Annotated in this window: 23 protein-coding genes; 15 read left to right on the forward strand and 8 right to left on the reverse strand. The window is 65.7% G+C overall.

The window, feature by feature from the left end:
* The first annotated feature begins 68 nt into the window (after positions 1-68).
* The 3 genes from aat to infA all read left to right on the forward strand — a co-directional run bounded on the left by aat (position 69) and on the right by infA (position 1,864).
* A complete protein-coding gene (gene aat / locus HR9077_RS11600) occupies positions 69-764 on the forward strand; it encodes a leucyl/phenylalanyl-tRNA--protein transferase (RefSeq protein WP_136067303.1) in 696 nt (231 codons plus the stop codon).
* A gap of 13 nt (positions 765-777) precedes the next feature.
* Complete coding sequence (locus tag HR9077_RS11605) at positions 778-1,515, forward strand: arginyltransferase (RefSeq protein ID WP_136067149.1); 738 nt, start codon at positions 778-780, stop codon at positions 1,513-1,515.
* Positions 1,516-1,645: 130 nt separating this feature from the next.
* Positions 1,646-1,864, forward strand: coding sequence for a translation initiation factor IF-1 (gene infA, locus HR9077_RS11610; protein ID WP_013332816.1), 219 nt, complete (start codon positions 1,646-1,648; stop codon positions 1,862-1,864).
* 232 nt (positions 1,865-2,096) lie between these two features.
* On the opposite strand, the gene clpA is transcribed toward infA, so the two are convergent.
* Both clpA and clpS read right to left on the reverse strand, forming a co-directional pair.
* Positions 2,097-4,361 (reverse strand): ATP-dependent Clp protease ATP-binding subunit ClpA, encoded by a 2,265-nt coding sequence (gene clpA, locus HR9077_RS11615; RefSeq protein WP_136067150.1) that lies wholly within the window; start codon positions 4,359-4,361, stop codon positions 2,097-2,099.
* 95 nt (positions 4,362-4,456) lie between these two features.
* Positions 4,457-4,861 (reverse strand): ATP-dependent Clp protease adapter ClpS, encoded by a 405-nt coding sequence (clpS, locus tag HR9077_RS11620; RefSeq protein WP_136067304.1) that lies wholly within the window; start codon positions 4,859-4,861, stop codon positions 4,457-4,459.
* A gap of 300 nt (positions 4,862-5,161) precedes the next feature.
* Here clpS and HR9077_RS11625 point away from each other — a divergent pair, with 300 nt between their 5' ends.
* The 9 genes from HR9077_RS11625 to HR9077_RS11665 all read left to right on the forward strand — a co-directional run bounded on the left by HR9077_RS11625 (position 5,162) and on the right by HR9077_RS11665 (position 13,828).
* Positions 5,162-5,755 carry a pseudouridine synthase gene (locus HR9077_RS11625; RefSeq protein WP_136067151.1) on the forward strand — a complete coding sequence of 198 codons (594 nt, stop codon included), beginning with the start codon at positions 5,162-5,164 and terminating at the stop codon, positions 5,753-5,755.
* Positions 5,752-6,201, forward strand: a complete 450-nt coding sequence (locus HR9077_RS11630) for an NUDIX domain-containing protein (protein WP_136067152.1) — start codon at positions 5,752-5,754, stop codon at positions 6,199-6,201. Before HR9077_RS11625 ends, HR9077_RS11630 begins: the two co-directional genes overlap by 4 nt.
* Before the next feature lie 102 nt (positions 6,202-6,303).
* On the forward strand, positions 6,304-7,467 hold the full coding sequence (gene mnmA / locus HR9077_RS11635) for a tRNA 2-thiouridine(34) synthase MnmA (RefSeq protein WP_136067153.1): 1,164 nt from the start codon (positions 6,304-6,306) through the stop codon (positions 7,465-7,467).
* Entirely contained in the window at positions 7,464-8,099 is a 636-nt protein-coding gene (hflD, locus tag HR9077_RS11640) for a high frequency lysogenization protein HflD (RefSeq protein WP_136067154.1), read from the forward strand. Before mnmA ends, hflD begins: the two co-directional genes overlap by 4 nt.
* Positions 8,100-8,167: 68 nt before the next feature.
* On the forward strand, positions 8,168-9,532 hold the full coding sequence (gene purB, locus HR9077_RS11645) for an adenylosuccinate lyase (RefSeq protein WP_136067155.1): 1,365 nt from the start codon (positions 8,168-8,170) through the stop codon (positions 9,530-9,532).
* Positions 9,533-9,574: 42 nt separating this feature from the next.
* Positions 9,575-10,789, forward strand: coding sequence for a cupin domain-containing protein (locus HR9077_RS11650; RefSeq protein ID WP_136067156.1), 1,215 nt, complete (start codon positions 9,575-9,577; stop codon positions 10,787-10,789).
* Complete coding sequence (locus tag HR9077_RS11655) at positions 10,786-11,220, forward strand: GNAT family N-acetyltransferase (protein ID WP_136067157.1); 435 nt, start codon at positions 10,786-10,788, stop codon at positions 11,218-11,220. Before HR9077_RS11650 ends, HR9077_RS11655 begins: the two co-directional genes overlap by 4 nt.
* Before the next feature lie 372 nt (positions 11,221-11,592).
* A complete protein-coding gene (locus HR9077_RS11660) occupies positions 11,593-13,191 on the forward strand; it encodes an isocitrate lyase (protein WP_136067158.1) in 1,599 nt (532 codons plus the stop codon).
* 163 nt (positions 13,192-13,354) lie between these two features.
* Positions 13,355-13,828 (forward strand): outer membrane lipoprotein, encoded by a 474-nt coding sequence (locus tag HR9077_RS11665; protein ID WP_136067159.1) that lies wholly within the window; start codon positions 13,355-13,357, stop codon positions 13,826-13,828.
* 129 nt (positions 13,829-13,957) lie between these two features.
* Here the strand turns inward: HR9077_RS11665 and HR9077_RS11670 are convergent, their stop codons facing one another.
* Positions 13,958-14,242 (reverse strand): hypothetical protein, encoded by a 285-nt coding sequence (locus HR9077_RS11670; RefSeq protein ID WP_136067160.1) that lies wholly within the window; start codon positions 14,240-14,242, stop codon positions 13,958-13,960.
* Between the two features lie 387 nt (positions 14,243-14,629).
* Here HR9077_RS11670 and slyD point away from each other — a divergent pair, with 387 nt between their 5' ends.
* Entirely contained in the window at positions 14,630-15,118 is a 489-nt protein-coding gene (slyD, locus tag HR9077_RS11675) for a peptidylprolyl isomerase (protein ID WP_136067161.1), read from the forward strand.
* 145 nt (positions 15,119-15,263) lie between these two features.
* On the opposite strand, the gene HR9077_RS11680 is transcribed toward slyD, so the two are convergent.
* Both HR9077_RS11680 and HR9077_RS11685 read right to left on the reverse strand, forming a co-directional pair.
* The gene (locus tag HR9077_RS11680; protein WP_136067162.1) at positions 15,264-15,932 is read right to left on the reverse strand and encodes a CDP-alcohol phosphatidyltransferase family protein; all 669 of its coding nucleotides are present in this window, start codon (positions 15,930-15,932) and stop codon (positions 15,264-15,266) included.
* A gap of 64 nt (positions 15,933-15,996) precedes the next feature.
* A complete protein-coding gene (locus tag HR9077_RS11685) occupies positions 15,997-18,138 on the reverse strand; it encodes an FAD-dependent oxidoreductase (protein WP_136067163.1) in 2,142 nt (713 codons plus the stop codon).
* A 156-nt stretch (positions 18,139-18,294) separates the two neighbouring features.
* Here HR9077_RS11685 and msrA point away from each other — a divergent pair, with 156 nt between their 5' ends.
* The gene (gene msrA, locus HR9077_RS11690) at positions 18,295-18,900 is read left to right on the forward strand and encodes a peptide-methionine (S)-S-oxide reductase MsrA (RefSeq protein ID WP_136067164.1); all 606 of its coding nucleotides are present in this window, start codon (positions 18,295-18,297) and stop codon (positions 18,898-18,900) included.
* Between the two features lie 12 nt (positions 18,901-18,912).
* On the opposite strand, the gene HR9077_RS11695 is transcribed toward msrA, so the two are convergent.
* On the reverse strand, positions 18,913-20,106 hold the full coding sequence (locus tag HR9077_RS11695; protein ID WP_136067165.1) for an MFS transporter: 1,194 nt from the start codon (positions 20,104-20,106) through the stop codon (positions 18,913-18,915).
* 86 nt (positions 20,107-20,192) lie between these two features.
* Between HR9077_RS11695 and HR9077_RS11700 the strand changes: the two genes are divergently transcribed.
* Positions 20,193-21,080 carry a LysR family transcriptional regulator gene (locus HR9077_RS11700; RefSeq protein ID WP_136067166.1) on the forward strand — a complete coding sequence of 296 codons (888 nt, stop codon included), beginning with the start codon at positions 20,193-20,195 and terminating at the stop codon, positions 21,078-21,080.
* Positions 21,081-21,095: 15 nt separating this feature from the next.
* On the opposite strand, the gene HR9077_RS11705 is transcribed toward HR9077_RS11700, so the two are convergent.
* Together HR9077_RS11705 and HR9077_RS11710 are read right to left on the reverse strand one after the other, a co-directional pair.
* Positions 21,096-21,704, reverse strand: coding sequence for a C40 family peptidase (locus HR9077_RS11705; RefSeq protein ID WP_244613167.1), 609 nt, complete (start codon positions 21,702-21,704; stop codon positions 21,096-21,098).
* A 384-nt stretch (positions 21,705-22,088) separates the two neighbouring features.
* A complete protein-coding gene (locus HR9077_RS11710; protein ID WP_136067167.1) occupies positions 22,089-24,545 on the reverse strand; it encodes a DUF1266 domain-containing protein in 2,457 nt (818 codons plus the stop codon).
* Between the last annotated feature and the right edge of the window lie 144 nt (positions 24,546-24,689).

Here is a 24,689-nt window from a genome sequence, read left to right on the forward strand (position 1 = left end):
GTCGTCGGGTTAGCAACGGCAAACTTGGCAGGCTTCGACACGACTCATCCCGCCACATGGCTCGACTCATGCTGCCCTGGTTACCCGCTCATCCGGTTCGCTTTCCCGACCTCGACCTGGCCCTCGACGAACCCAACGGCTTGCTTGCCGCCGGTGGCGCGCTGACCTCGGAATGGCTGGTCGCGGCGTACCGTCGCGGTATTTTCCCCTGGTTTTCCGACGACCAGCCGATTCTATGGTGGAGCCCCGATCCACGCATGGTGCTGTTTCCGGAAGCGCTGCGCATTCGCCGCAGTCTCGCCAAGCGCTTGCGAAACGGCGGCTTCGAGTTTACCCGCGACCAAGCGTTCGACGACGTCATCGCAGCCTGTGCCGAACTGCGCAGCGACGCCGAGGGCACCTGGATCACCGAACCCATGCAGGCCGCCTACCGACGGTTGCATCGGCTGGGCCACGCCCATTCCGTGGAAGTCTGGCGCGCCGGCCGTCTGATCGGCGGGCTCTACGGCGTGGCTTTGGGCCGGGCCTTCTTCGGCGAATCGATGTTCAGCCTCGAGAGCGATGCATCGAAGGCAGCGCTGGTGCATCTCGCCCAGCATCTCCAGGCCGGGGGCGGGGGAATCATCGACTGCCAGATGCATACCGCCCACCTGGCCAGCCTGGGCGCCTGCGACATCGCCCGTCCCCGCTTCATCGACTATCTTGACCAGTATGCCGGCGTGCCGGCACTGAACTGGGCGCTGCCCCCGTCATCCAGCGAGTGAGGAGTTCGTGATCGTGAGCAGTCGCGCTCCACAGCAGCCGGCCCGGGATCTGCGCTTTTTCCTGACGGTGCCCCATGCGTGCAGCTATCTCCCCGACCGCGAAGCCACCACGCTGTTTCTCGACCCGCAGGAATCGCCCGGCCAGGGCGTCTACGACGCGCTGGCCCTGCTCGGCTTCCGGCGCAGCGGCCGTCATCTCTATCGGCCGCATTGCGAGGGCTGTAGCGCCTGCATCTCTGTCCGCATTCCCGTCGCCGAGTTCGCGCCCAACCGCACCCAGCGCAAGCTGTTGCGACGCAACGGCGATCTCGAGGTACATGAGCGCCCGGCGGTCTTCGACGCCGAGCACTATGCCCTCTACGCGCGCTACATCCGTGACCGGCACGCCGATGGCGACATGTATCCACCCAGCCATGAGCAATATCGCACCTTCCTGACACTCGACCACCCCTATGCGCGGCTACTCGAGTTCCGTCACGATCGGCAGCTGCTGGCAGTCGCCGCCATCGACGTGCTCAGCCACGGACTGTCGGCCATCTATACGTTCTTCGATCCCTCGCCGGAACACCAACGCCGTTCACTCGGCACCTATGCGGTGCTGCAGCAGGTCGCCATGGCGCATCGCCTGCACCTGCCCCACGTCTACCTGGGCTACTGGATACGCGAATCGCCGAAGATGAACTACAAGCACTCCTTCCAGCCGCTGGAGTTCCTCGACGGACGCCATTGGCGACGCGCCATTCCGCTGTAGGACAATACGCTTTCTTTGCCTTGACGCGCGGCATGCGGCAGAATAACGGGCTATCTTGATCAGCGACGGCATTCGCGCGCGACGAACATCGCCATCGCGTTATCGCAACCCAGTGGAGGATTCGCCTAATATGGCACGAGAAGATCACATCGAGATGGAAGGCGTCGTCGTCGACACCCTGCCCAACACCATGTTCCGCGTCGAACTTGAAAACGGCCATGTGGTGACGGCTCACATCTCGGGCAAGATGCGCAAGAACTACATCCGCATCCTGACCGGCGACAAGGTCAAGGTCGAACTGACCCCCTACGACCTTTCCAAGGGCCGCATCGTCTACCGTTCACGCTGAAGGACGAACTCACCTTCCTCGCCACAACGAACCGCAGAGAGGGACGCACAGGCCAGGCTCCGATACCGGCCCGACGCCCCGCCCGCCGACTCGAACCCCCGAGCCGGCAGCCGATTTGCAAGCCCCTCGACCGGCCTCAAGGCCTCGATGAGAAACGCCCCGTCGCTTACCGACGAGGCGCCATGCAGGCTGACGGGCCTGCCGGGAGCCCTGGCGGCGTCCCGGCGGCGCTTCAGGCTATCTCGGCCTCGGTGGCCAGTTGCAGCTCGTCGTCCTCCACGGTGACATGCACCACGCCTCCGTTTTCGGCCAGCTCCCCGAACAGGATCAACTCGGCCAGCGGCTTCTTGAGCTTTTCCTGGATCACCCGGGCCATCGGCCGGGCGCCCATCTCCGGGTCGTAGCCGCGCTCGGCCAACCACAGCCGGGCCGCCTCGTCGACGTCGAGCTGGACGCGCTTCTCGTCGAGTTGCGCCTGGAGCTCGACCAGGAACTTGTCGACCACGTTACGTACCACTTCCGGCGCCAGGCCATGGAACTGGATGATGCCGTCGAGCCGGTTGCGGAACTCCGGCGTGAAGGTCTTGCGAATGACCTCCATGCCATCGGTGGAGTGATCCTGAGTCTGGAAGCCGATCGAACGGCGGGCGATCTGCTCGGCCCCGGCGTTGGAGGTCATCACCAGGATCACGTGACGGAAATCCGCCTCGCGACCGTTGTTGTCGGTCAGCCGTCCGTGGTCCATGACCTGCAGCAGCAGGTTGAAGACTTCCGGATGCGCCTTCTCGATCTCGTCGAGCAGCAGCACGCAGTGCGGCTGCTTGGTGATCGCCTCGGTCAGCAGACCGCCCTGGTCGTAGCCGACATAGCCCGGCGGCGCACCGATCAGCCGCGAGACGGTATGCCGCTCCATGTACTCGGACATGTCGAAGCGCACCAGCTCGATGCCCATCAGCTGCGAAAGCTGACGCGCCACCTCGGTCTTGCCGACCCCGGTCGGCCCGGAGAACAGGAAGCTGCCGACCGGCTTGTCGGGGGACTTGAGCCCGGCGCGCGACAGCTTGATGGCCGAGGCCAGGCTGTCGATCGCCTCGTCCTGGCCGAAGACCAGCATCTTGAGGTCGCGGTCCAGGTTGGACAGCAGCTTGCGATCCGAACTCGACACGCTCTTCGGCGGAATCCTGGCGATCGAGGCGACGATCGCTTCGACCTGCTCGACGTCGATGGTATCGATACGCACCTCCGGCGGCAGCAGACGCTGGTGCGCGCCCGCCTCGTCGATGACGTCGATCGCCTTGTCGGGCAGGTGACGGTCGTTGATGTAGCGATCCGCCAGCCGCACGGCGCTGTCCAGCGCGGCATCGGTGTACTTGAGCTGATGATGCTCCTCGAAACGTCCGCGCAGCCCCTTGAGGATGCGAATGGTGTCTTCCACCGAGGGCTCGAGCACGTCGACCTTCTGGAAACGCCGCGCCAGCGCTCGATCCTTCTCGAAGATGCCGCGGAACTCCTGGAACGTGGTCGAGCCGATGCAGCGCAGCTCACCGGAGGACAGCAACGGCTTGAGCAGGTTGGAGGCATCCATCACCCCGCCGGATGCCGCACCGGCGCCGATCACGGTGTGGATCTCGTCGATGAACAGGATCGCGTTGGGCTGCTTCTTGAGCTCGGCCAGCAGGCCCTTGAGACGCTTCTCGAAGTCGCCGCGATACTTGGTGCCGGCCAGCAGCGCGCCCATGTCCAGCGCATAGACCACGCCATCGCTGATGACGTCGGGCACGTCCTCCTCGACGATGCGCTTGGCCAGCCCTTCGGCGATCGCCGTCTTGCCGACGCCGGCCTCGCCGACCAGCAGCGGGTTGTTCTTGCGGCGACGTGCAAGAATCTGCACGGTGCGCTCGAGCTCATGGTCGCGACCGATCAGCGGATCGATCTTGCCGAGCCGCGCCTGCTCGTTGAGGTTGGTGGCATAGCCGGTCAACGGGTGAGTGTTGCCTTCGCTCATTCCCTCTTCACCCTCCTCGGCGTCCTGTGACGGCGACGGGTTCTGGCCATGGCCGGCCACCTTGGAAATACCGTGGGCGATATAGTTGACCGCGTCCACGCGCGCCACATTCTGCTGCTTGAGGAAATAGACCGCCTGGCTCTCCTGCTCGGAGAAGATCGCCACCAGGACGTTGGCACCGGTCACTTCCGACTTGCCGGATGACTGCACGTGGAAGACCGCACGCTGCAGCACCCGCTGGAAGCCCAGCGTGGGCTGTGTTTCACGATCCTCCTGATCCTCGGGGATCAGCGGAGTGGTGGAGTTGATGAAGTCCTGCAGGTCAGAGCGCAACTTGTCCAGGTTGGCACCGCAGGCACGCAGAACGTCTGCCGCGGAGGCATTGTCCAAAAGGGCCAACAGCAGGTGCTCGACGGTCATGAATTCATGACGCTTGGAGCGCGCCACCGTAAAGGCCGTGTTCAGGGTCAGTTCAAGTTCTTTGCTCAGCATGGCAGTCCCCTTCCTCGCCGCCTAGGCATCGTCGGCACTTTCACAATCGGGCACTTTGGGGCGTTTCGCAACCCCAGACTTCACGTTGCCAGACGTTAGTCGGCCCTATCGATATCGCACAGCAATGGATGCTGGCATTCTCGCGCGTACTGGTTGACCTGATGACTCTTGGTCTCCGCGATGTCACGGGTGAAAATGCCGCACGTCGCTTTACCTTGGGTATGTACCGCCATCATGATCTGCACGGACTTTTCATGGTCCATATTGAAGAAGGTCTGCAGCACTTCGACGACGAACTCCATGGGAGTGAAATCGTCGTTGTGTAAAACCACCTTGTAACGCGGCGGCTCTTCCAGCTCGGGGTCCGCCGGCCTGACCGACAGCTCGCCCTCCTCTTCATGTCCGGGCTCATGCTCGTGCCCGGGTGGGCGCGTCATGCCCGACCGGACCGCAGTGGACCGCCGGATCGCCTTCGCATCGGGGTGTTCCGCATCAACCATCGACATTCTCTCGTCTCTATTGAACATAAGAGCCAGGATCCATCTGCACAAGCCGGAACGCGCACTGACGCACTTATTAGAACGTCAAGGAACGCACGGGTTCCCTGAATCGGCCTTGTCCCACTGTCTCGGGCCGATGCCTTGAAGATGCGTCCGCCAGGCCCCGCTTGCAAGGGAGCCACGAAAATAAGCATGCTCATTGCATACGCATGACCATCACGCGGGCCGCTCGGCAGCGCAAACACCTCGAGAACGCGGTAGCCTGTGGCTGTCGCTTCACTTGCCAGCGCCGGACAACCGATGAGTAACCTGTACCTGCTCAACAAGCCGTTTCACACGCTCTCGCAGTTCACCGACGATCGGGGCCGAGCCACGCTGGCCGACTTGATCGACATCCCCGGCATCTATGCCGCGGGGCGGCTCGATTACGACTCGGAGGGCCTGCTGCTGCTCACCGCGGATGGCGGACTGATACAGCGCATCAGCGACCCGCGCCACAAGCAACCCAAGACCTACTGGGTGCAGGTCGAAGGCAATCCCGACGCCTCGGCCCTGCGTGCCCTGCGCGAAGGTGTCGTGCTCAACGACGGTCCGACGCGCCCCGCCCAGGTGCGCGTCATCGCACCACCCGCCATTCCACCACGCCACCCGCCGATCCGTGAACGCCCTCGGGTACCCACCCACTGGCTCGAATTGACCCTGCGCGAAGGCCGCAACCGTCAGGTGCGCAGGATGACCGCCCACGTCGGGCTGCCGACCCTGCGACTGGTGCGGGTCGCCATCGGGCCCTGGCGGCTCGATGGACTGGCGCCGGGCGAATGGCGTCGCGAAACGCTGCACGCCCCCGTCGCCGCGCGGCGCTCCCCCCGCCCGACACGGAGAAAGCGCTCATGAGCCGCTGGTCGCCCCGAGTCACCGTCGCCTCGGTCATCGAGCGCAGCGGGCGTTACCTGCTGGTCGAAGAGGATCGCGGCGGCCCTTTCAGCCAGTTCAATCAACCCGCCGGACATCTGGAGCGCAATGAACGGCTGATCGATGCCGCGGTGCGCGAAACCCGCGAAGAAGCCGCCTGGCAGGTCGCCATCACCGACTACCTGGGACTTTATACCTATAGCGCCGCCGATGGCCTGGTGTTTCATAGCCATGCCTTCGTCGGCACGGCGCTGGCGCATCTCGGCAATGCCCTCGACGATGGCATCCTCGCCGCCCACTGGCTGACCATCGACGAAATCGACGACCTCGATCGCGCCCGGCGACTGCGCAGCCCGCTGGTAATGCGCCGCATCCGCGACCTGCGCGGCGGCCGGCTTTTTCCGCTCGAGGTGATCCAGGAGCGTTGACGCTCGAAGCGATGCACCGCTTTCAGGTATAATCTCGCGCATTCTTTCTCGACAGCCAGTTCTCGTCAGTCAGCTTTCCAACGTCTCCAGCCGAGAGTGACCATGTCATCGCAAGTCACGGCATCGCCCCATCACACCGCGCCACCCGCCGCCGGCAAGGTCATCGTCGGCATGTCCGGCGGTGTCGACTCGTCCGTTTCCGCACTGCTGCTGCTCGAGCAGGGCTATCGGGTCGAGGGGTTGTTCATGAAGAACTGGGACGAGGATGACGGCACCGAGTATTGTACCGCCAAGGACGACCTGGCGGATGCCCAGGCCGTGTGCGACAGGCTCGGCATTCCCCTGCACACCGCCAACTTCGCCGCCGAATACTGGGACAACGTGTTCGAGCACTTCCTGGCCGAGTATCGCGCCGGGCGCACGCCCAACCCGGACGTGCTGTGCAACCGCGAGATCAAGTTCAAGGTCTTTCTCGAGTATGCCGAGATGCTCGGCGCCGACTCGATCGCCACCGGGCATTACGTCCGCCGGGGCACGCGCGGCGGTCGCGAGCGACTGCTCAAGGGCCTCGACGCCAACAAGGACCAGAGCTACTTCCTGCATGCGGTGGCCGAGGATGCCATCGCCCGTACGCTGTTCCCGGTCGGCGAACTGGAGAAGCCGCGGGTGCGCGAGCTCGCCGAACGCCATGACCTGGTGACCGCACGCAAGAAGGACTCCACCGGCATCTGCTTCATCGGCGAGCGTCGCTTCCGCGACTTCCTGCAGCAGTACCTGCCGGCCCAGCCGGGTCGGATCGCCACTCCCGAGGGCGACGTCATCGGCGAGCACATGGGCTTGATGTACTACACCCTGGGCCAGCGCCAGGGGCTGGGCATCGGCGGTCTGGCCGACTATCCGGACGCCCCCTGGTACGTGGCCGGCAAGGACCTCGACAACAACGTGTTGACCGTGGTGCAGGGCAAGCACCATCCGCTGCTGTACAGCGACGCCCTGGTCACCGAGCCCATGGACTGGGTGGCCGGCACTCCGGTGGCCGGCGGCGCCCCGGCGGCCGAGCGGCGGCTCACCGCCAAGACCCGCTATCGCCAGGCCGACGTTCCCTGCCGCGTGGCCGTCCGCGACGACGGCGGCGTCGAGGTGATCTTCGATTCGCCCCAGCGCGCGGTCACCCCCGGCCAGTCGCTGGTCCTCTACGACGATGACATCTGCCTGGGCGGCGGGGTTATTCGCGCCACCTGGCAACGGGAGACGTTAGCCGCATGAACGCCACGCCCATTCATACCGCCCCCGACGACCCGATCATGCGGCAAACGCTGGCCCTGGCCGGCGTCTTCCAGGCGGCGGCGGTGGTCGACCAGCTGGCACGCCACGGTCAGGCCGACGAGCGCAGCTGGGAAACCCTGATCCGCGCCACCGTCGACACCGACCCGGAAAGTTTCGAGGCGATCTACGGCGGCCATCCCAACAACCTGCGCCAGGGTCTCGATGTCCTCAACGCCGTGGTCGGCCGCGAGCGCACCGACCCGGCCGTGCTGCGCTACGGCTTCACCCTGCTGCTGCTGATGCAGAAATTGCGCAAGCAGCCGGCGATGCTCGACACCCTGGGCGAGCGGCTGTCGCGCGTCCAGGAGCAGGCCAGGCACTTCGGCGATACCCACGAGAACGTCGTCGCCAGCCTCGGCGAAATCTACCAGGACACCATCTCGACGTTTCGCCAGCGTATCGTGGTCCAGGGCGAACCCAGCCTGCTTCAGCAGCGCATGATGCCCGAGCGGGTGCGCACGGCGCTGCTCGCCGGGATACGCTTCGCCCTGCTCTGGCACCAGCAGGGCGGGCGGCGCTGGAAACTGCTCATGCAGCGCAACGCCATGAAGAAGGCCCTCGACCGGCTCTAGATACGTCGCCAGGCCACCCTTACCTTGAACCGACGGCGCCGAGGCGCCCTGACTCTCCGGATGACACCATGCAGCTCTCTCCGCTTACCGCACTCTCTCCCGTCGATGGCCGCTACGAGACCAAGACCCGGGCCCTGCGCGAACATTTCAGTGAATTCGGCCTGATCCGCGCCCGGGTTACCGTCGAAGTGCGCTGGCTGGAGCGCCTCGCCGCGCATCCGCAAGTCACCGAAGTCCCGCCGCTGTCCGCCGAGGCCACGGCCTTCCTGAACACCCTGGTCGGCGACTTCTCGGTGGCCGACGCCGAGCGCATCAAGACCATCGAGCGCACCACCAACCACGACGTCAAGGCGGTCGAGTACTTCCTCAAGGAACGGGTCGCCGAGTTTCCCGAGCTGCATGCGGTCACCGAGTTCATCCATTTCGCCTGCACCAGCGAGGACATCAACAACCTCGCCTACGGGCTGATGCTCAAGGACGGCCTCGGCGTTTTGCGGCCGGTGATGGGCGAGATCGTCGCCGCGGTCGAGCGCCTGGCCCATGAACACGCCGACCAGCCGATGCTCTCGCGCACCCACGGCCAGACCGCCAGCCCGACCACGCTGGGCAAGGAGATGGCCAACGTCGCCTACCGCCTGCGCCGCCAGCTCGGCCAGATCGAAGCCGCCGAGCAGCTGGGCAAGATCAACGGCGCGGTGGGCAACTACAACGCTCACCTGACGACCTACCCGGAGATCGACTGGGCCGAGAACGCGCGACTGTTCGTCGAGGGCCTCGGGCTTAAGTTCAACCCCTATACCACCCAGATCGAACCCCACGACTACATCGCCGAGCTGTTCGACGCCGTCTGCCGTTTCCATACCGTGCTCATCGACTTCGACCGCGACGTCTGGGGCTACATCTCGCTGGGGTATTTCAAGCAGCGCACGGTCGAGGGCGAGATCGGCTCGTCGACCATGCCGCACAAGGTCAACCCCATCGACTTCGAGAACGCCGAAGGCAACCTGGGGCTGGCCAACGCGATCCTCGGCCACCTGGCCCAGAAGCTGCCGATCTCGCGCTGGCAGCGCGATCTCACCGACTCCACCGTGCTGCGCAACCTGGGCGTCGGCCTGGCCTATGGCCTGATCGCCTATCACGCTACGCTCAAGGGGATCGGCAAGCTCGAGGCCAACCCGCAGCGCCTGGCGGAAGACCTCGACAACAGCTGGGAAGTGCTCGCCGAACCGATCCAGACCGTGATGCGCCGCTACGGCATCGAGAAGCCCTACGAGAAGCTCAAGGAGCTGACCCGCGGCAAGCGTATCGACCAGGCCGGCTTCGCCGCCTTCATCGACAGCCTGGCGCTGCCCGACGAGGCCAAGCGCGAGCTGCGCGCGCTGACCCCGGCCACCTACGTGGGCAACGCCGCGCAACAGGCCCGAGAGCTGTAAGCGCGACGCCCCGCAAGCCACCCTCAGCACCGCGAGGAAGCCATGCCCGCCAATACCCCGCTGACCCTACTCGGCGGCCTGACCGCCGCGCAGTTTCTCGCCGATTACTGGCAGAAGCGGCCGCTGTTGATCCGCGGCGCCCTGCCCGACTTCGAAACGCCGCTCAGCCCCGACGAACTCGCCGGGCTGGCCTGCGAAGAGGGCATCGAAGCCCGTCTGGTCGAGGAGCACGGCCGCGATGACCAGGGGCGTCCCGCCCCCTGGCGGGTCACCCACGGCCCGTTCGACGAGGACACCTTCGCGCGGCTGCCCGAGCGCGACTGGTCGCTGCTGGTCCAGGCCGTCGACCACTACGTGCCGGCGGTCAGCGACTTGCTCGAGGCCTTTCACTTCCTGCCGCGCTGGCGGCTCGACGACGTGATGGTCAGCTATGCGCCCCCCGGCGGCAGCGTCGGGCCGCATGTCGATCAGTACGACGTGTTCCTGCTCCAGGGCAGCGGCAGCCGTCACTGGCAGCTCGGCGGGCCGGTCGCCGAGGATGCGCCGATCATTGACGGTATCGATCTGCGCATCCTCGCGCACTTCGAGGTCCAGCCCGCCGAGGACTGGCTGCTGGAGCCCGGCGACATGCTCTACCTGCCGCCCGGCATCGCCCATCACGGCGTCAGTCGCAGCGAGGACTGCATGACCTTCTCGGTGGGCTTCCGCGCGCTGTCCGCCGACGAGTCGATCACCTCGTTCGCCGACTATCTCGGCGAGCAGCTCCCCGAGTCGCGGCGCTATGCCGACCCCGACCTCGCTGCTCCATCGCACCCGGGCGAGATCGACGATGCGGCACTGGCCCGCATGCGCGCGCTGATCCTCGACACCCTCGACGACCCGGCGCAGCTCATGCAGTGGTTCGGCCGGGCGATGACCCAACCCAAGTATCCCGATCACCCCGTCGCCAGCGACTACCCGACCGAGGTCGACACGCTTGTCGCTGAACTACAGGCCGGCGAGGTGCTCGAACGGACCCCCGGGTCGCGCTTCGCCTACCGTGGCCATGACGAGCCCCGAGCGACGCTGTTCGTCGACGGCGACGGTCTCGACTGTCCGCTCGAGCTGGCTCGCTGGCTGGCCGGCGACGCCCCCCTCGATGCCAGGCTGCTCGAATTCCCCGACGCCACCCGGCTGCTGCTGCAGTTGCTCGGCCGCGGCAGCCTGAGCTGGCCGGCGCATGACGAGGATGACGACTACAGCGAGGACGGGGCATGAGCACCGCATCATTGCGCATCGAACAGGGCGACTGGCGTCGGCTCGGTGAACGGGCCGGCGAGATACGCCGCCGGGTGTTCATCGAGGAGCAGGCCGTGCCGCAGGAAGAGGAGTGGGACGGCCGCGACGATGGATGCCTGCACTTCCTGGCCTGGCTCGATGCCCGGCCGGTGGGTACCGCCCGGCTGTTGCCCGACGGCCATATCGGTCGCGTCGCGGTGCTCGCCACGGGGCGCGGACGCGGCATCGGCCTGGCCCTGATGCAGGCGGCGATCGCGGCGGCGCGTGAGCGTGGCCATGACCACGCCGAACTCGCCGCCCAGACCCACGCCCTGGCCTTCTACCGGCGACTGGGTTTCGAAGCTTATGGCGGCGAGTTTCTCGACGCTGGAATTTTGCATCGCAATATGCGCCTGGCCCTAGCCGACTGACTCTCCCACCTCCGCCTCTCCCAGGAAATAACACTACATGAAAGCGGCGGCCATCGGCGCTCATGTAGTCGAGCTACAACTCCCACTGCCCCCAAGTGATGATTGTTGAACCCCATAACCATGGGCCATATTGGCTTACATGGCGACGTTAAAACGACTGTTTTACAGCCGGTTTTCAAGCTGAATGGAAAGCCCTGTAGCCAAACGGACGTCGTCGCAATCCGTATCGAAAATACGGTACGCCCGAGCGGATGCGGCGGCTGGATTTCGCAACGCAGCATGCAGCCGCCGCGGCAAGACTCCCACTCGGATGACCGGTTCCCCTGAACCGGGCGAACGGAAACGACAATCAGCCAAGATGAGGATGCCTATATGTCAGCCTATCGGGATACCCTGGACAGCTTCACCCAGTTGTGCGACACGCAAGCCGGCAAGTGGGACAATATCAACCCCGAGCATGCCGCGCGCATGGCGCTTCAGAACCGCTTTCGCACCGGCCTGGAGATCGCCCGCTACACCGCGGGAATCATGCGCCGGGACATGGCCGCCTACGATGCCGACTCATCGCGCTACACCCAGTCGCTGGGGTGCTGGCACGGTTTCATCGGCCAGCAGAAGATGATCGCCGTCAAGCGCCATCACGGCACCACGCAGGGCCGCTACCTGTACCTGTCCGGCTGGATGGTCGCCGCGATGCGCTCCGAGTTCGGCCCGCTGCCCGATCAATCGATGCACGAGAAGACCTCGGTCCCGGCCTTGATCGAAGAACTCTATACCTTCCTGCGCCAGGCCGACGCCCGCGAACTCGGCGAGCTGTTTCGCGAGCTCGACACGGCCCGCGCCAAGGGCGATGAAATCAAGGCCCGCGCCGTCCAGGACCAGATCGACGGCTACCAGACTCATGTGGTACCGATCATCGCCGACATCGATGCCGGCTTCGGCAACGAGGAAGCCACCTACCTGCTCGCCAAGCGGATGATCGAGGCCGGCGCCTGCTGCATCCAGATCGAGAACCAGGTCTCGGATGTCAAGCAGTGCGGCCACCAGGACGGCAAGGTCACCGTGCCGCACGAGGACTTCATCGCCAAGATCAACGCCGTCCGCTACGCCTTCCTCGAGCTGGGTGTCGAAGACGGGGTGATCGTGGCGCGGACCGACTCGCTGGGCGCCGGACTCACCCAGAAGCTGCCGGTCAGCCAGGAGATCGGCGACATGGCCTGGCAGTACAACAGTTTTCTCGATACCGTGCCGATCTCGGACAGCGACGACATCGCCGAGGGCGATACGCTCATCAAGCTCGACGGCGAGCTGAGAAAGCCCTTGCGCCTGGCCAATGGCCTGTATCGCTTCCGTGCCGGCACTGGTGAAGACCGCGTGGTGCTCGACTGCATTACCGCGCTGCGCAATGGCGCGGACCTGTTGTGGATCGAGACCGAGAAGCCGCACGTCGGCCAGATCGCCGGCATGGTCAAGCGCATTCGCGAGGTGATGCCCGAGGCCAAGCTGGTCTACAACAACTCGCCCTCCTTCAACTGGACGCTCAACTTCCGCCAGCAGGTGTTCGATGCCTGGCAGCAGGAAGGGCGGGACGTCTCGGCCTATGATCGCGAAAAGCTGATGGACGCGCGTTACGACGATAGCGAACTCGGCGCCCTGGCCGATGCCTGGACGCGCGACTTCCAGCGCGACGCTTCCCGGGAGGCGGGTATCTTCCATCACCTGATCACCCTGCCGACCTACCATACGGCGGCGTTGTCCACCGACGAGCTGGCCCGGGGTTACTTCGGCGAGGAGGGCATGCTGGCCTATGTCGCAGGCGTACAGCGCCGCGAAATCCGCCAGGAACTGCCCTGCGTCAAACACCAGGCCATGGCCGGCTCCAACCTCGGCGACGAGCACAAGGAGTACTTCTCGAGCGACCGGGCGCTGAAGGCCGGCGGCAAGGACAACACCATGAACCAGTTCGGCTAGCGCCGGACGGCGTCACGATTGGGGGCCTCGGCCCCCTCTTGCCGACCGATGCACCAGGAAGCTCGGCGGGCACCTATTCCACATCCCGTGGTCAAACAGCGACAATCACGCTAGACTCGTTAAAGAACACTGTTTCCATAGAAGCTCGCGGGAGAGAATGGCAATGAAGCTAACGCGTTATCTGCCGGTACTGGCAATGGGCCTGCTGACCCTCGGCGGTTGTGCCAATACCGATACCTACTCGGGCGATGTCTACAGCGGCAACCAGGCCAAGACCGGGCAAAGCGTGACCTACGGCACCATCGTCTCGGTGCGTCCGGTACAGATTCAGGGCGGCGACCAGAACAGCGGCGTGCTCGGAGGGCTTGGCGGCGCCTTGCTCGGCGGCCTGCTGGGCAATCAGATCGGCGGTGGCTCGGGGCAGACCATCGCCACTGCCGCAGGCGCCATCGGTGGCAGCGTGGCCGGGAAGAAGGTCGAGGATACCGCCAACAAGACCGACGCCTGGGAACTCGAGATACGCCGGGATAGCGGCGACAGCGTCATCGTGGTGCAGAAAGCCGACCGCAACTGGCAAGCCGGTCAACGTGTTCGGCTGATCGGCAGCGGCTCCAACTTGAGCGTCGCGCCCAACTGAGCCGCCCGCTGCCTGGATCGTGAACGTCGAGCGCAGCGGACCGGCAGCCAGCAAGCCGGCACTAGAAAGGCCCCCGGTCCGGGGGCCTTTTCGTATCCCTACTTCATGGCTTCGGCGCCGGACCGGTGATTACTTGCGCGTCCTGGCCTTGCCCATTCCCCAGCCGACCAGCTTGAGCACTGCCCAGCCGACCAGCGATAGAATCAGCAGCGTCAGCAGCATCGATACCGGGTTGACGATGAAGGTGGCGCCCACGATCGCCAACGCCACACACCACACCCAGCGATCGTCGCGACTGCGCAGCGCTCCGGGTATCCGGCGATCGATGAAATGACCGTAGGGCCCATCCCAGCTCTTGAGAGACAGAAACAGGATCACGGCGAAGGCGATCAGCCAGATCAGGGTCACGGTCATGAATTAGCTCCTGAAGGTTCAATCGGAATAATGATGAATGCGCCAAGCGGGCATGGACCGAGCGGGCCGCGACGAGTCCTGAACCACCTGCGGCGAACAATCCCCGAGGGTCGTCGCAACGACAACGTCGCGTCACGCAGCGGGTCGTGCCCCGGTCCTGTAGCGTGAAACCTGAGCGCAGGGTAACCCTGCCCCGAAAGCCGCGCAACCGACTCCCGGGGATGTTCAAGCCCCGCCCGGGGGGCGTCTCGGGCGCCCCTGGGGGGCATCCTTGAACGCCTATCAAGTCATGCGGCATGGACATGAAAAAAACAGCGCATCCCCTGACAGTCCTCGGGTGACGCGTTACCATGGTCATGACATACACACCGAAAGGTCCACCACATCATGCAGATTGCGCAGAATTCCGTTGTCGCGTTCCACTACACCCTGACCAATGACACTGGTGAAGTGCTGGACAGTTCGGAAGGCCGCGAGCCGCTGACCTACCTTCATGGCTCGGGTAACATCATCCCGGGCCTGGAAAAGGAACTCGAGGGCCACCAGAGCGGCGATAAGCTGCAGGTGAATGTCAGCCCGGAAGAGGGTTACGGCGAAAAGCAGGAGGCACTGGTTCAGGAAGTGCCGCGCGATGCCTTCCAGGGTGTAGAAAGCGTCGAGCCGGGCATGCAATTCCAGGCCCAGACGCAGGGCGGCCCGCTGATGGTCACCGTGACTCAGGTCGAGGGCGACACCGTCGTGGTCGATGGCAACCACCCGCTGGCCGGCCAGAAGCTCAACTTCGACGTCGAGATCGCCGAAGTTCGCGAAGCGACCAATGAAGAACTCGAGCATGGCCACGTGCATGGCGAAGGCGAAGAAGGCCACGAGCACTGAGCACGCTCGCCGATCGAGACCCCGGTCCGATCCGGCGCCCGGCGCGCCAGCAAAAGGAGCAGCCCACGCTGCTCCTTTTTTGTGCGCGTCATGTTGGCGCCCTTCCCGGTTTCTTCCGACTCGCCGTGCCTGCCGGAAACCCAGCCTACGCCTCGCCACTGTCCTTTGGATGCGCTCCCGCCGCCTCGGGCACGTCTTGCTTCACTGCCGCCAAGGAACGATAGCCGCCCCACAGGCGCGTCGTCGCCGTCAACAGGCAGGCGGCGGCAAAGATCAGCGCCAGCAGCGGAAAGGCCTGTGGCCATAGACAGAAGATCACGAAGGCCAGGATCGTCTCGGTGCCTTCGGTGAGACCGTCCAGGTAGAAGAATGCCTTGTGGGGGAAGTTGGGCCGTTCGAGCCTGTGCCGAGCGGCCATGATCGCGAAAGCCAGAAAGGAGCTGCCGGTGCCGACGAAGGCGAACAGCAGTATCACCGCCGGCAACGCGTTGGCGCTCGGCTCGGCCAGTGCGAAGCCGACCACCACGGCCGCATAGAACAGGAAGTCGAGGACGATATCGAGAAACCCCCCGGCATCGCTGCCCATGCCACTGTGGCGCGCCAACGCCCCGTCGAGGCCGTCGGCCAGACGATTGACCAGGATCGCCATCAGCGCCAGAGCGTACGCCTCGGCGGCCAGCAGCGGCACTGCCAGCATGCCGATCGCGAATCCCGCCAGCGTGATCTGCACGGGACGCACCCGCCAGCGCGCCAGCAGCACCGCCCCGCGCTTCAGCGGTGCCTGGGACCAGGGCATCGTCCAGCGATCGAGCATCGTGTTCTCTCCTTGCAAGTGACAGAAAGCCGGACAGGCGCAACCGACACGATACGGCTGACGCTCAGCCGCGGCGACGCCAGGCGAAATAGCGCGCGAGCCAGCCCAGCACCCGCCGGGGCTTGTGGGCGTTCTTCCATAACCCGGCACTGGCCTTGGCCGCCTCGCCGTAGGTCGGATAGGGATGGATGGTCCCCAGCAACTTGTCGAGGCCGATCCCCTGGGTCATGGCCAGGGTGAATTCGGCCAGCACCTCTCCCGCCGCGTGGCCGACCAGGCTGGCACCGAGAATACGGTCCTTGCCGGGCACGGTCAGCACCTTGACGAACCCCTCGGTCTCGCCCTCGGCGATCGCCCGGTCGAGCTCGGCGAACGCGTAGCGCGTCACTTCGTAGCCGATGCCCTGCGCATCGGCCTCGCGTTCGTTGAGCCCGACCCGCGCCACCTCCGGCTGCGTGAAGGTCACCGCCGGCATGTTGCGATAATTGACCGTGAAACGCCGAAACTCGCCGAACAGGGCGTTGACCGTGGCGTGCCAGGCCTGATGGGCACTGGCGTGGGTCAACTGATAGGGTCCGGCAACGTCGCCGCAGGCCCAGATATTGGGATACACGCTGCGCAGGGTACCATCGACCGCCAGCGTGCCGCGTCCGTCGAGCTCGATGCCCAGCGCCTCGAGCCCCAGCCCTTCGACATTGGCCTCGCGGCCCACCGCGACCAGCAGATGGCTGAAGGGTAGATACCGTGTCGTGTCGCCCTGGGCGATGATCAGCCGATGCCCCGTCGCGTCGTCCGCCTCGACACCCAGTGCCTGGCTAGCCAGATGCAGGGCCACGCCTTCCCGCTCGAGACGCTCGACCAGCGGAGCGACGACATCGGCGTCCTCGCGCGGCAGCAGCTGGGCGCCCCGCTGGACCAGCGCGACCCGGCTACCCAGGCGGGCGAATGCCTGGGCCATTTCACAGCCGACCGGCCCGCCGCCCAGTACCACCAGCCGCTCGGGGAGCGTCTCGAGCTGCCACAGCGTCTCCGAAGTCAGAACCGGCGCCGAAGCCAGCCCCGGCAGTTCCGGCAGGCGCGGTCGCGCGCCGGTGGCCACGATCACATGGCGGGCAGTGAACACCCGGTCGTCGACGCGCACGCGCCAGGGGTCGTCGAGATGCGCCTCGCCGGAGATCACATCGACCCCCAGCCCGGTATAGCGCTCGGCACTGTCGTGGGGGGCGATACTGGCGATGGCGGCGTGCACATGCCCCATGACCCGGGCGAAATCGATTCGCGGCTCGGCGACCTCGATACCCAGGGCATCGGCGTCGCGGATGGCCTGGACGCGGCGCGAGGCGTGAATCAATGCCTTGGAGGGCACGCAACCGGTGTTCAGGCAATCGCCGCCCATGCGGTCGCGCTCGATCAACGCGACCCGCGCATTCACCGCCGCGCCGATGTAGCTCGCCACCAGCCCCGCCGAGCCGGCGCCGATCACCACGATGTCGTAGTCGAAGCGGCGCGGCTTGCGATACTCGCGAGCCGTGCGCCGCCGCCCGAGCCAGTCGACCAGCCGCCGGGCCAGCAATGGAAAGAGTCCGAGCGCCACGAACGAAGCCACCAGCCCCGGCGACAGGATGCCACCGATACGCTCGAGCTCGCCAAGCTCACGCCCGGCGTTCACGAAAACCAGAGTGCCCGGCAGCATGCCCAGCTGGCTGACCCAGTGGAAGGTCACGGCACGCATGCGGGTCAGCCCCATCACCAGATTGATGACGAAGAACGGGAAGACCGGCACCAGGCGCAGGGTGAACAGGTAGAAGGCTCCCTGCTGACGGATGCCGCGATTGATGCCGTCCAGTTGTCGCGAAAAACGCCGCTCGACGGCCTCGCGAAACAGCCAGCGCGCGCTCAGGAAGGCCAGCGTCGCCCCCAGCGAACTGGCGAAGGAAACAATCAGCAGCCCCCAGCCAAGCCCGAACAGCGCACCGGCCAGCAACGTCAGCAGCACGGCCCCCGGCAGCGACAACGCGGCCATCGCCACGTAGATGGCGAAGAAACCGCTCGCCACCGCCAGCGGGCGGGCCTCGAACCAGGATCGGAACTGCGCCTGCTGAGCCTTGACGTTGGCCAGGGTCAACGCCTCGTGCGCGCCGCTCGCGAAGAACAGCGCAACGGCGATGACAATCGTCGCCAGAACCCACCACCGTTGTCGTCTCACGGATTTTCCTCGGCCATGGTCGCTACATTGCAATTTTCGAAACGCCCCTGCACCCAAGGGCCGGTCTTGACCGTATCATGGTCAGCGATACGGCGCGCGAGGACCCAGGATGCAGCGCGCCAGCCAAACTGACCCACAACGACCCGGGAGACGTCCATGCGTATCATGCTCATCGTGGTGCTGGCCGCGCTATGCGCGCCGGTGCAGGCTCAAGATCGGGACCCGGGAGTCCGCACGGCGACATTCGCCGGCGGCTGCTTCTGGTGCGTGGAGGAAGCGTTCGACAAGCTCGACGGGGTGACCGCCACCGTTTCGGGCTATACCGGCGGCGACGAAGCCGATCCCGGCTACCAGCAGGTGTCCAGCGGCAGTACCGACCACGCCGAGGCCGTCGAGGTCAGCTACGACCCGGCCATCGTCGACTATCCGGCGCTGCTCGAGACCTTCTGGCACAATGTCGATCCCTTCGCCGAGAACCGCCAGTTCTGCGACAGCGGCTCCCAGTATCGCAGCGCGATCTTCTATCACGACGAACGCCAGCGACGCCTGGCCGAAGCGTCCAAAAAGGAACTGGAAAAGCGCTTCGAGCGGTCGATAGCCACCCGGATCGTGCCCGCCGGCGACTTCTGGAAAGCCGAGGAGTATCATCAGGACTACTACCGGAAGAACCCGGTGCGTTATCGCTTCTACAAGGCGGGCTGCGGGCGCCAGGAACGCCTCGAGGAGATCTGGGGCGACCAGGCCGGACGCCCCGCGCAGTAAGCCAGGCGCACGTCAGCCGGGAGCGGTGAGATGCCGCTCCCGACGCCACAGCCAGGCGGCGGTGGCTGACGTCAGCCCCAGCACCAGCCAGGAAGCCAGCACCACCCCGGGCCAGCCGGCGCCCTTCCAGAACGGCTCGAGATACAGTCCGCCGAGACTCGCCCCCAGATAATAGAACACCAGATACAGGGCCGAGGCCGTCCCGCGGGCGGTCCGCGCCTGGCGCCCGACCCAGCTCGACGTCATCGAATGGCAGAAGAAGAAACCGAAGGCGTTGACGGTCAAGCCCAGCAGGATCAGCGGCAATGCCGGGCTCAGGGTCACCAGGCTGCCCAGCATGAAGATCGCGATGCCCAGCAGCATGCAGGCCGGCTGCGCCAGGCGCTGGGCGACCCGTCCCGACAGGGCCGAGCCCAGCGTTCCGCCCAGATAAGTGACGAAGATCATGCCCAGCCACTGCGTCGTCAGCGAATAGGGGGCGTCACTCAAACGGAAGGTGATGTAGCTGTACTGGTTTATGAAGATGAAGAAGTTCAGTCCGCCGATCAGGTAGGCGCCGAGCAGCAGCGGGTTGCGCAGGTGGGACGCCATGCCACCCAGGGCCACGTCGAGACGCGGTGATATCGGTTTGAAATTGCGCGCCGGCGGCAACAGGCGCCAGAAGATCATCAGGCACACCAGGCTGACGAGGCCCACGGTCACGAAGCTCGCCTGCCAGCCACCGTATTCGCCGGCAAAGCCGCCCAGCACGCGACCGCCGATCCCGCCCAGGGAATTGGCACTGATATACAGCCCCACCGCCAGCATCATGGCCCGCCTGTCGAACTCGTCGCCCATCCAGGCGATCGCCACCGCCGGCAATCCGCCGAGCACCAGCCCCTGAACGGCACGCAACATCAGCAGGCTGGCGAAGTCGGGAGCCAATGGCAGCAGCAACGAGCACAGCGCCGCCAGCAGCAGCGTGATACGCATGATCGCACCGCGTCCGATGGCATCCGACAGCGGTCCATAGATCAACAGCGAGATCGCCAGGGTCAGCGTCGCCACGCCCATCACCATGGCGCTGGCCAGGGTCGAGACATCGAATGCCTGGCGCAGATCGGGCAGCAGCGGCTGTGCGGCGTACAGATTGACGAACACGGTGAACGAACCCAGGCACAGCGCCAGGGTCGCCCGCCACCATTCGCGGGTATGCGCTTCGATCATGATGCCTCCTCCGGATGCCGTCATGATCGCGCATGGTTTACCATCACCCAAATAGTGCTTTGAGATACTATCAATCGGATTAACTGATGACTCTGCCGTTCGACCTGCGCGCCCTGCGCTACTTCCTCGCTGTCGCCGACCATGCGGGATTCACCCGTGCCGCCCGGGAGCTCCATGTCGCCCAGTCGGCGGTCAGCCAGACTATCGCCGGCCTCGAGGCGCGGCTCGAACTGACCCTCTTTCACCGCCATGAACGACGCATCAGCCTGACGCCGGAAGGCGAGCTGCTGCGCGTTCAGGCGCGTGAATTGCTCGAGCGTGCCGAGGGCGTGAGCCTGGCGATGCGCGAGCTCCACGGCCTGGTCAAGGGCGAGGTCCGCATCGGCATTCCCTCGATGCTCGGATCCTACTATTTTCCGCCGCTGCTGATGGGCTTCAAGGCACGCCACCCGGGCATCCGGCTGACGGTGATCGAGGCCGGCACCCGCCGTCTGCAGGACATGATCGCCGCCGGCGAGCTGGATCTCGGCGTGATCACTTCCGATGCCAGCAACCGGCAGCTCGAGCGTCGTCCCCTGCTGCGCGAAGAGATGGTGGTCTGCGTCCCCCTCGAACATCGCTTTGCCGGGCGCACGGCGGTCAGTGCCGAGGAAGTCTTCGAGGAACCGCTGGTCCTGTTCCAGGATGGCTATTTTCATCGCGAGTTCGTCGACCGGTTGGCCGAGGAGCTACGCCTCGAGCCCAGGATCGCCTTCCAGTCGAACCTGATCCCCCTGACCAAGGCGATCGTCAGGCAGGGGTTCGGCATCACCACCTTTCTGCGTCGAGTCATCAGCGAGGACGATCTCGTTGCGGTGTCGCTTTCGCCCGCCACATACCTCGACCTGTCACTGGCCTGGGGAAAAGGCGCCTATCTGTCGCGGGCCGAAAGTGCCTTCGTCGACTTTGCCATGGCCCACCGCGAGCATCTCTAAAGACCCGGACAGACGTCAGCCCGAACGGCTCTGACGGTACTGGCGGGCGCGCTGGGCCAGTTCGGTGAGGGTCATGGGGCGCCGGGCCTGCCAGTAATAGCGCTGCCAATAGACGTTGTCGAGGCGCGAGATGATCACCCCCTGCGAGGAGGAGGCATGCAGGAAACGGCCGCTACCGACGTAGATGCCGACATGGTTGTAGGGTCCGGGCGGGCGAAAGAACACCAGGTCCCCGGCCTTCAGCGAATCACGATCGATACGCTGCCCCTCGAGCACCTGGTCGTCGGTGGTACGCGGCAAGGCCAGCGCGAAGGCCTCATTGAAGACGCGCTGGACCAGCGCCGAACAATCGATGCCCTGGAAGCCCTCGCCGCCGAGTACATAGGGCGTGCCCACCCACCGGCGATGCTCGTCGAGCAATGCCGTGCGAATCAGCTCGGGCGAGGCTTCACGCAGACGCTGCAACTGCTCTGCCATCTGATTGGAGGGCGCAATCTGCCAGGCAGTGCGCAGCGCCGATTGCCCGGCGGTTGCGCCCGATGTCGACGGCCTGGACGCAGGCCCGCCCGCACAGCCGGCCAGCAGGACGGTTATCATCAAACACGACAGGTAGGCACGACGCATCCAGCGACCTCGTTCGCAGTGGCATCGGATCGTCCCGATGCCATGCGCATCGGCGGGTGCGTCGCTGTGGAAGTGAGGCCCGGGCACCACTTCCACAACGACCTGACATCGATCCTGATCTTCTCTTGTCGGGCGCTCTCGGCGGAAATACCAGGCGCCCGAGCGGCTCCGGCGATGTTACGTAAGATGACCGACCTTGTCATCCACGCCCCGCGGCGTGGCGTCAACGTTCTCGGCCGACACTTGCAGAGTAGCCATCCGACCGCGTCGGACGACAGGCCAAGGCGGCAAAATCACGACAAGCGCTCAGCAGCCGGTAAGCCTTGCGATGATCGCTGCCTTACCCGCCTCGTACAAGGCGTATGACCCTTGCAGCCCCATCGGCTAGTGCAAGGCATGCGCATCGCCGGGCAGCGTATCGACATGCAACGGCGCCCAATGGCGAGGCCGCGCGCCGGGGAAGTCCAGGCTGGCCCAGCTCCCAGCCAGCGGTGGCGCGCCGCTCAGCCAGGCCGTCAACGCCTGGCCGAAGCCGTCGAGCAGCGTGGCACGCTCCTCGGTTTCGCCCATGAAGAAGGAGAAACCGGCATAGAGCCCCTGGGCGTAGCCGCGCCAATTGCCGTAGTGCTGCTGTGCCAGGTTCAGGGCGCTGTCGAGCCGGGCGCTGAAGGCACCGGCATCCAGCCAGCCGAGGCAGCGCCCCGCCACCGCCAGGTCCACTGCCTGGGCAATGTCCCAGGCAGCCAGGTCGGTGTCGTTGCAGCCGGCGTCGTTATCGCGCACTCGCTGCAGCCGCACGAGATGGTTGCGTGCCTCCTCGTCGCAGTCGCCGGACTCGAGGATGGCGATCTCCTCGTCGAGGCGCGGCCTGTTGAGGGTATAGGGCGCGTAGTTGATCTGGTATTCCTGGCGATCGCCCGCCTCGAGCAGGAAATCCAGAAAGTCGTCGAGCTCGCCGGCGCCATGCAGCGCGTATTGCTCCTCGAGCCACTGGGCGGTGGCCTCGCGCTCGGCGCGACCCTCGGGCTGCGGTTCGGCCCACACGCCCGGATTGAGCGGACCGGCCAGTGCCAGCGCGGTGAAGCGCGACAGCGTCGGCCGCGGACCGGGCTCGTGCCAGGCAATCTGCCGCCAGTCGAGCCAGTGGAAGAGGCTGCCGGGGTCGTCGCGATGCCAGCGTATCTCATGCACCAGATCGTCGTCGGGCAGTTCCGGCAGCGCCGCCTCCCAGACCGCCCAGGCATCCAGCAGCCGCCGCGAATCGGGATAGAAGCGACACAGCACGCCCCGCAGCGACTCGGTAAGCGTCTGCAACCCCGCTACGTCGAAATCGCCACTGTCACCGGCCATCAGCAGGTAGAAGGCGTACTTTTCAGCCATGTGAATGGTCGCTGCGTGACGCACGCACTGCTTGAGCGCATCGCGCATCGCCACGGCATCCTCGGGAGCACGCCCGAAAGGCGTGGCGATTCCCGGCAGCGCGCCATGGGCGGCATCGGCGGCGAGCTGGTTGAGGTGATGCGCCTGGGCGGGCAGCCAGAACCGCGCCAGGCCGGCCACGCCCTCGTCGGGCAGCAAGCCGAGCGTCTCCTGCAAATAGCGCCGCACGTCCTTGCGACGCGGCTCGCCGAGCCCGGACGGCACGCCCTGACGATAGAGCAGGTCCGGTTCGCGCACCGAGGCCAGCGCCAGCAACCAGTGACGCGCATCGCGCCGCCAGCCACGCATGAAATCCCCGGCGGACCGACGCTGGGCGTCGTCGAGCAGCGCCTGAAGCGGCACCTGCCATGGGCTCAGCGGCGAATGCAGCAATACATGCCAATCGGAGCCATGGCTGGCCAGCATGTCACGGCTTTCGAACAGGCTGTTGCCACGCTGATAGGCCAACGTCACGGCCGTCCAGTCGCTGTAACGGCGCATCAGCAGATCGCCGGCATGCGTCGCGAACGACTCCGCCTCGTCGAGCTCGAGCCAGCCCAGGGCGGCACCGGCATGGGCCAGGTCGACCAGTCGCAGCCAATCCCAGGCCGCCCACTCCAGCGGTTCGCCACGCTCGAGAAAGCCCATCAGCACGCGCCCATAGCGGCGCTGTTCACCGAGCCCCGCCAGCCAGGCCTGTCGCGCCGGGGCGTCCATCTCCACCAGCCGTGCGGCATCGATATCCCAGGCATAGCGCTGCCCCTGTGCGGCCAGCCACAGCAGGACACGAATCAACTCGTCGCGATCGCGGATCTGCCAGCCGCTGTCGAGCCAGTCCTCGACGTCCGGCCAGTCGGGCACCCGGCGCGGCGGCGACTCCAGCAGCGGCGCGAAAGCCGCGCGCAGACGCCAGGCGGGATGCGCCTGTGCCCAGTGCGTGCCACGCGGGCGATGCTCCAGCGTAGCAGCCAGCAGCTCCCAGGTGATCCCCTCGCCATCGTGCTCGAGTTGCGACAGCGCCTCGCCGCTCTGGGCGAACGCCTCATCGCCATGAACCCAGCCGCTGGCGAGGCGGGCACGCCGCAGCGCCGAGAGCCACTCGTCGAGGCTGGCGTGATCGCGCAGGATCGCCCCGGCCAGTTCGACCAGCCAGGCCTCCGCACGGCTCGCCGTCAGCCAGCCGGCGGCCTGGCCCAATGCGATGAGCTCGAGGGCGGTCAGTCGTACCTGCGGGTCGGCCCGTTCGGTCCCGCCCGGGAACGCCTCGAGCAAGCGCCAGCCCAGCTCGCCTCGCTCGGCCACGCCCAATTGCACCAGTCGTTCGGCGGCCAGCGTCGGCTCGAGCGACGCCGGTTCGGGATCGAACGCCCAGCCGCACAGCACCAACTGCTGAGCCCACCAGGCATGGAGTGGATCGGCCAAGGGACACCTCTATCGCTAACGGACGGGGAAACCGGGCGAAATAGTGTACCGGAAAAGCGTCGTCTACGCCGATGCCCGGAGCAACTCTCCGGCTCGGCTGAAAATGCTTGGCGAAGTGTTTTAAATATCGCACACTTCGTAAAA

The organism is Modicisalibacter radicis (assembly GCF_900961225.1).
Taxonomy (GTDB): Bacteria; Pseudomonadota; Gammaproteobacteria; order Pseudomonadales; family Halomonadaceae; genus Modicisalibacter.

What these genes read in the sequence shown, in the direction of transcription:
- hflD (WP_136067154.1), top strand. Translation starts at nt 7,464, where the DNA reads ATGAACGCCACGCCCATTCATACCGCCCCCGACGACCCGATCATGCGG.
- infA (WP_013332816.1), top strand. Translation starts at nt 1,646, where the DNA reads ATGGCACGAGAAGATCACATCGAGATGGAAGGCGTCGTCGTCGACACC.
- purB (WP_136067155.1), top strand. Translation starts at nt 8,168, where the DNA reads ATGCAGCTCTCTCCGCTTACCGCACTCTCTCCCGTCGATGGCCGCTAC.
- HR9077_RS11705 (WP_244613167.1), bottom strand. Translation starts at nt 21,704, where the DNA reads ATGCGTCGTGCCTACCTGTCGTGTTTGATGATAACCGTCCTGCTGGCC.
- clpA (WP_136067150.1), bottom strand. Translation starts at nt 4,361, where the DNA reads ATGCTGAGCAAAGAACTTGAACTGACCCTGAACACGGCCTTTACGGTG.
- HR9077_RS11630 (WP_136067152.1), top strand. Translation starts at nt 5,752, where the DNA reads ATGAGCCGCTGGTCGCCCCGAGTCACCGTCGCCTCGGTCATCGAGCGC.
- HR9077_RS11700 (WP_136067166.1), top strand. Translation starts at nt 20,193, where the DNA reads ATGACTCTGCCGTTCGACCTGCGCGCCCTGCGCTACTTCCTCGCTGTC.
- mnmA (WP_136067153.1), top strand. Translation starts at nt 6,304, where the DNA reads ATGTCATCGCAAGTCACGGCATCGCCCCATCACACCGCGCCACCCGCC.
- clpS (WP_136067304.1), bottom strand. Translation starts at nt 4,861, where the DNA reads ATGGTTGATGCGGAACACCCCGATGCGAAGGCGATCCGGCGGTCCACT.
- HR9077_RS11625 (WP_136067151.1), top strand. Translation starts at nt 5,162, where the DNA reads ATGAGTAACCTGTACCTGCTCAACAAGCCGTTTCACACGCTCTCGCAG.
- HR9077_RS11680 (WP_136067162.1), bottom strand. Translation starts at nt 15,932, where the DNA reads ATGCTCGATCGCTGGACGATGCCCTGGTCCCAGGCACCGCTGAAGCGC.
- HR9077_RS11655 (WP_136067157.1), top strand. Translation starts at nt 10,786, where the DNA reads ATGAGCACCGCATCATTGCGCATCGAACAGGGCGACTGGCGTCGGCTC.
- HR9077_RS11660 (WP_136067158.1), top strand. Translation starts at nt 11,593, where the DNA reads ATGTCAGCCTATCGGGATACCCTGGACAGCTTCACCCAGTTGTGCGAC.
- HR9077_RS11695 (WP_136067165.1), bottom strand. Translation starts at nt 20,106, where the DNA reads ATGATCGAAGCGCATACCCGCGAATGGTGGCGGGCGACCCTGGCGCTG.
- HR9077_RS11665 (WP_136067159.1), top strand. Translation starts at nt 13,355, where the DNA reads ATGAAGCTAACGCGTTATCTGCCGGTACTGGCAATGGGCCTGCTGACC.
- HR9077_RS11650 (WP_136067156.1), top strand. Translation starts at nt 9,575, where the DNA reads ATGCCCGCCAATACCCCGCTGACCCTACTCGGCGGCCTGACCGCCGCG.
- HR9077_RS11670 (WP_136067160.1), bottom strand. Translation starts at nt 14,242, where the DNA reads ATGACCGTGACCCTGATCTGGCTGATCGCCTTCGCCGTGATCCTGTTT.
- slyD (WP_136067161.1), top strand. Translation starts at nt 14,630, where the DNA reads ATGCAGATTGCGCAGAATTCCGTTGTCGCGTTCCACTACACCCTGACC.
- aat (WP_136067303.1), top strand. Translation starts at nt 69, where the DNA reads ATGCTGCCCTGGTTACCCGCTCATCCGGTTCGCTTTCCCGACCTCGAC.
- msrA (WP_136067164.1), top strand. Translation starts at nt 18,295, where the DNA reads ATGCGTATCATGCTCATCGTGGTGCTGGCCGCGCTATGCGCGCCGGTG.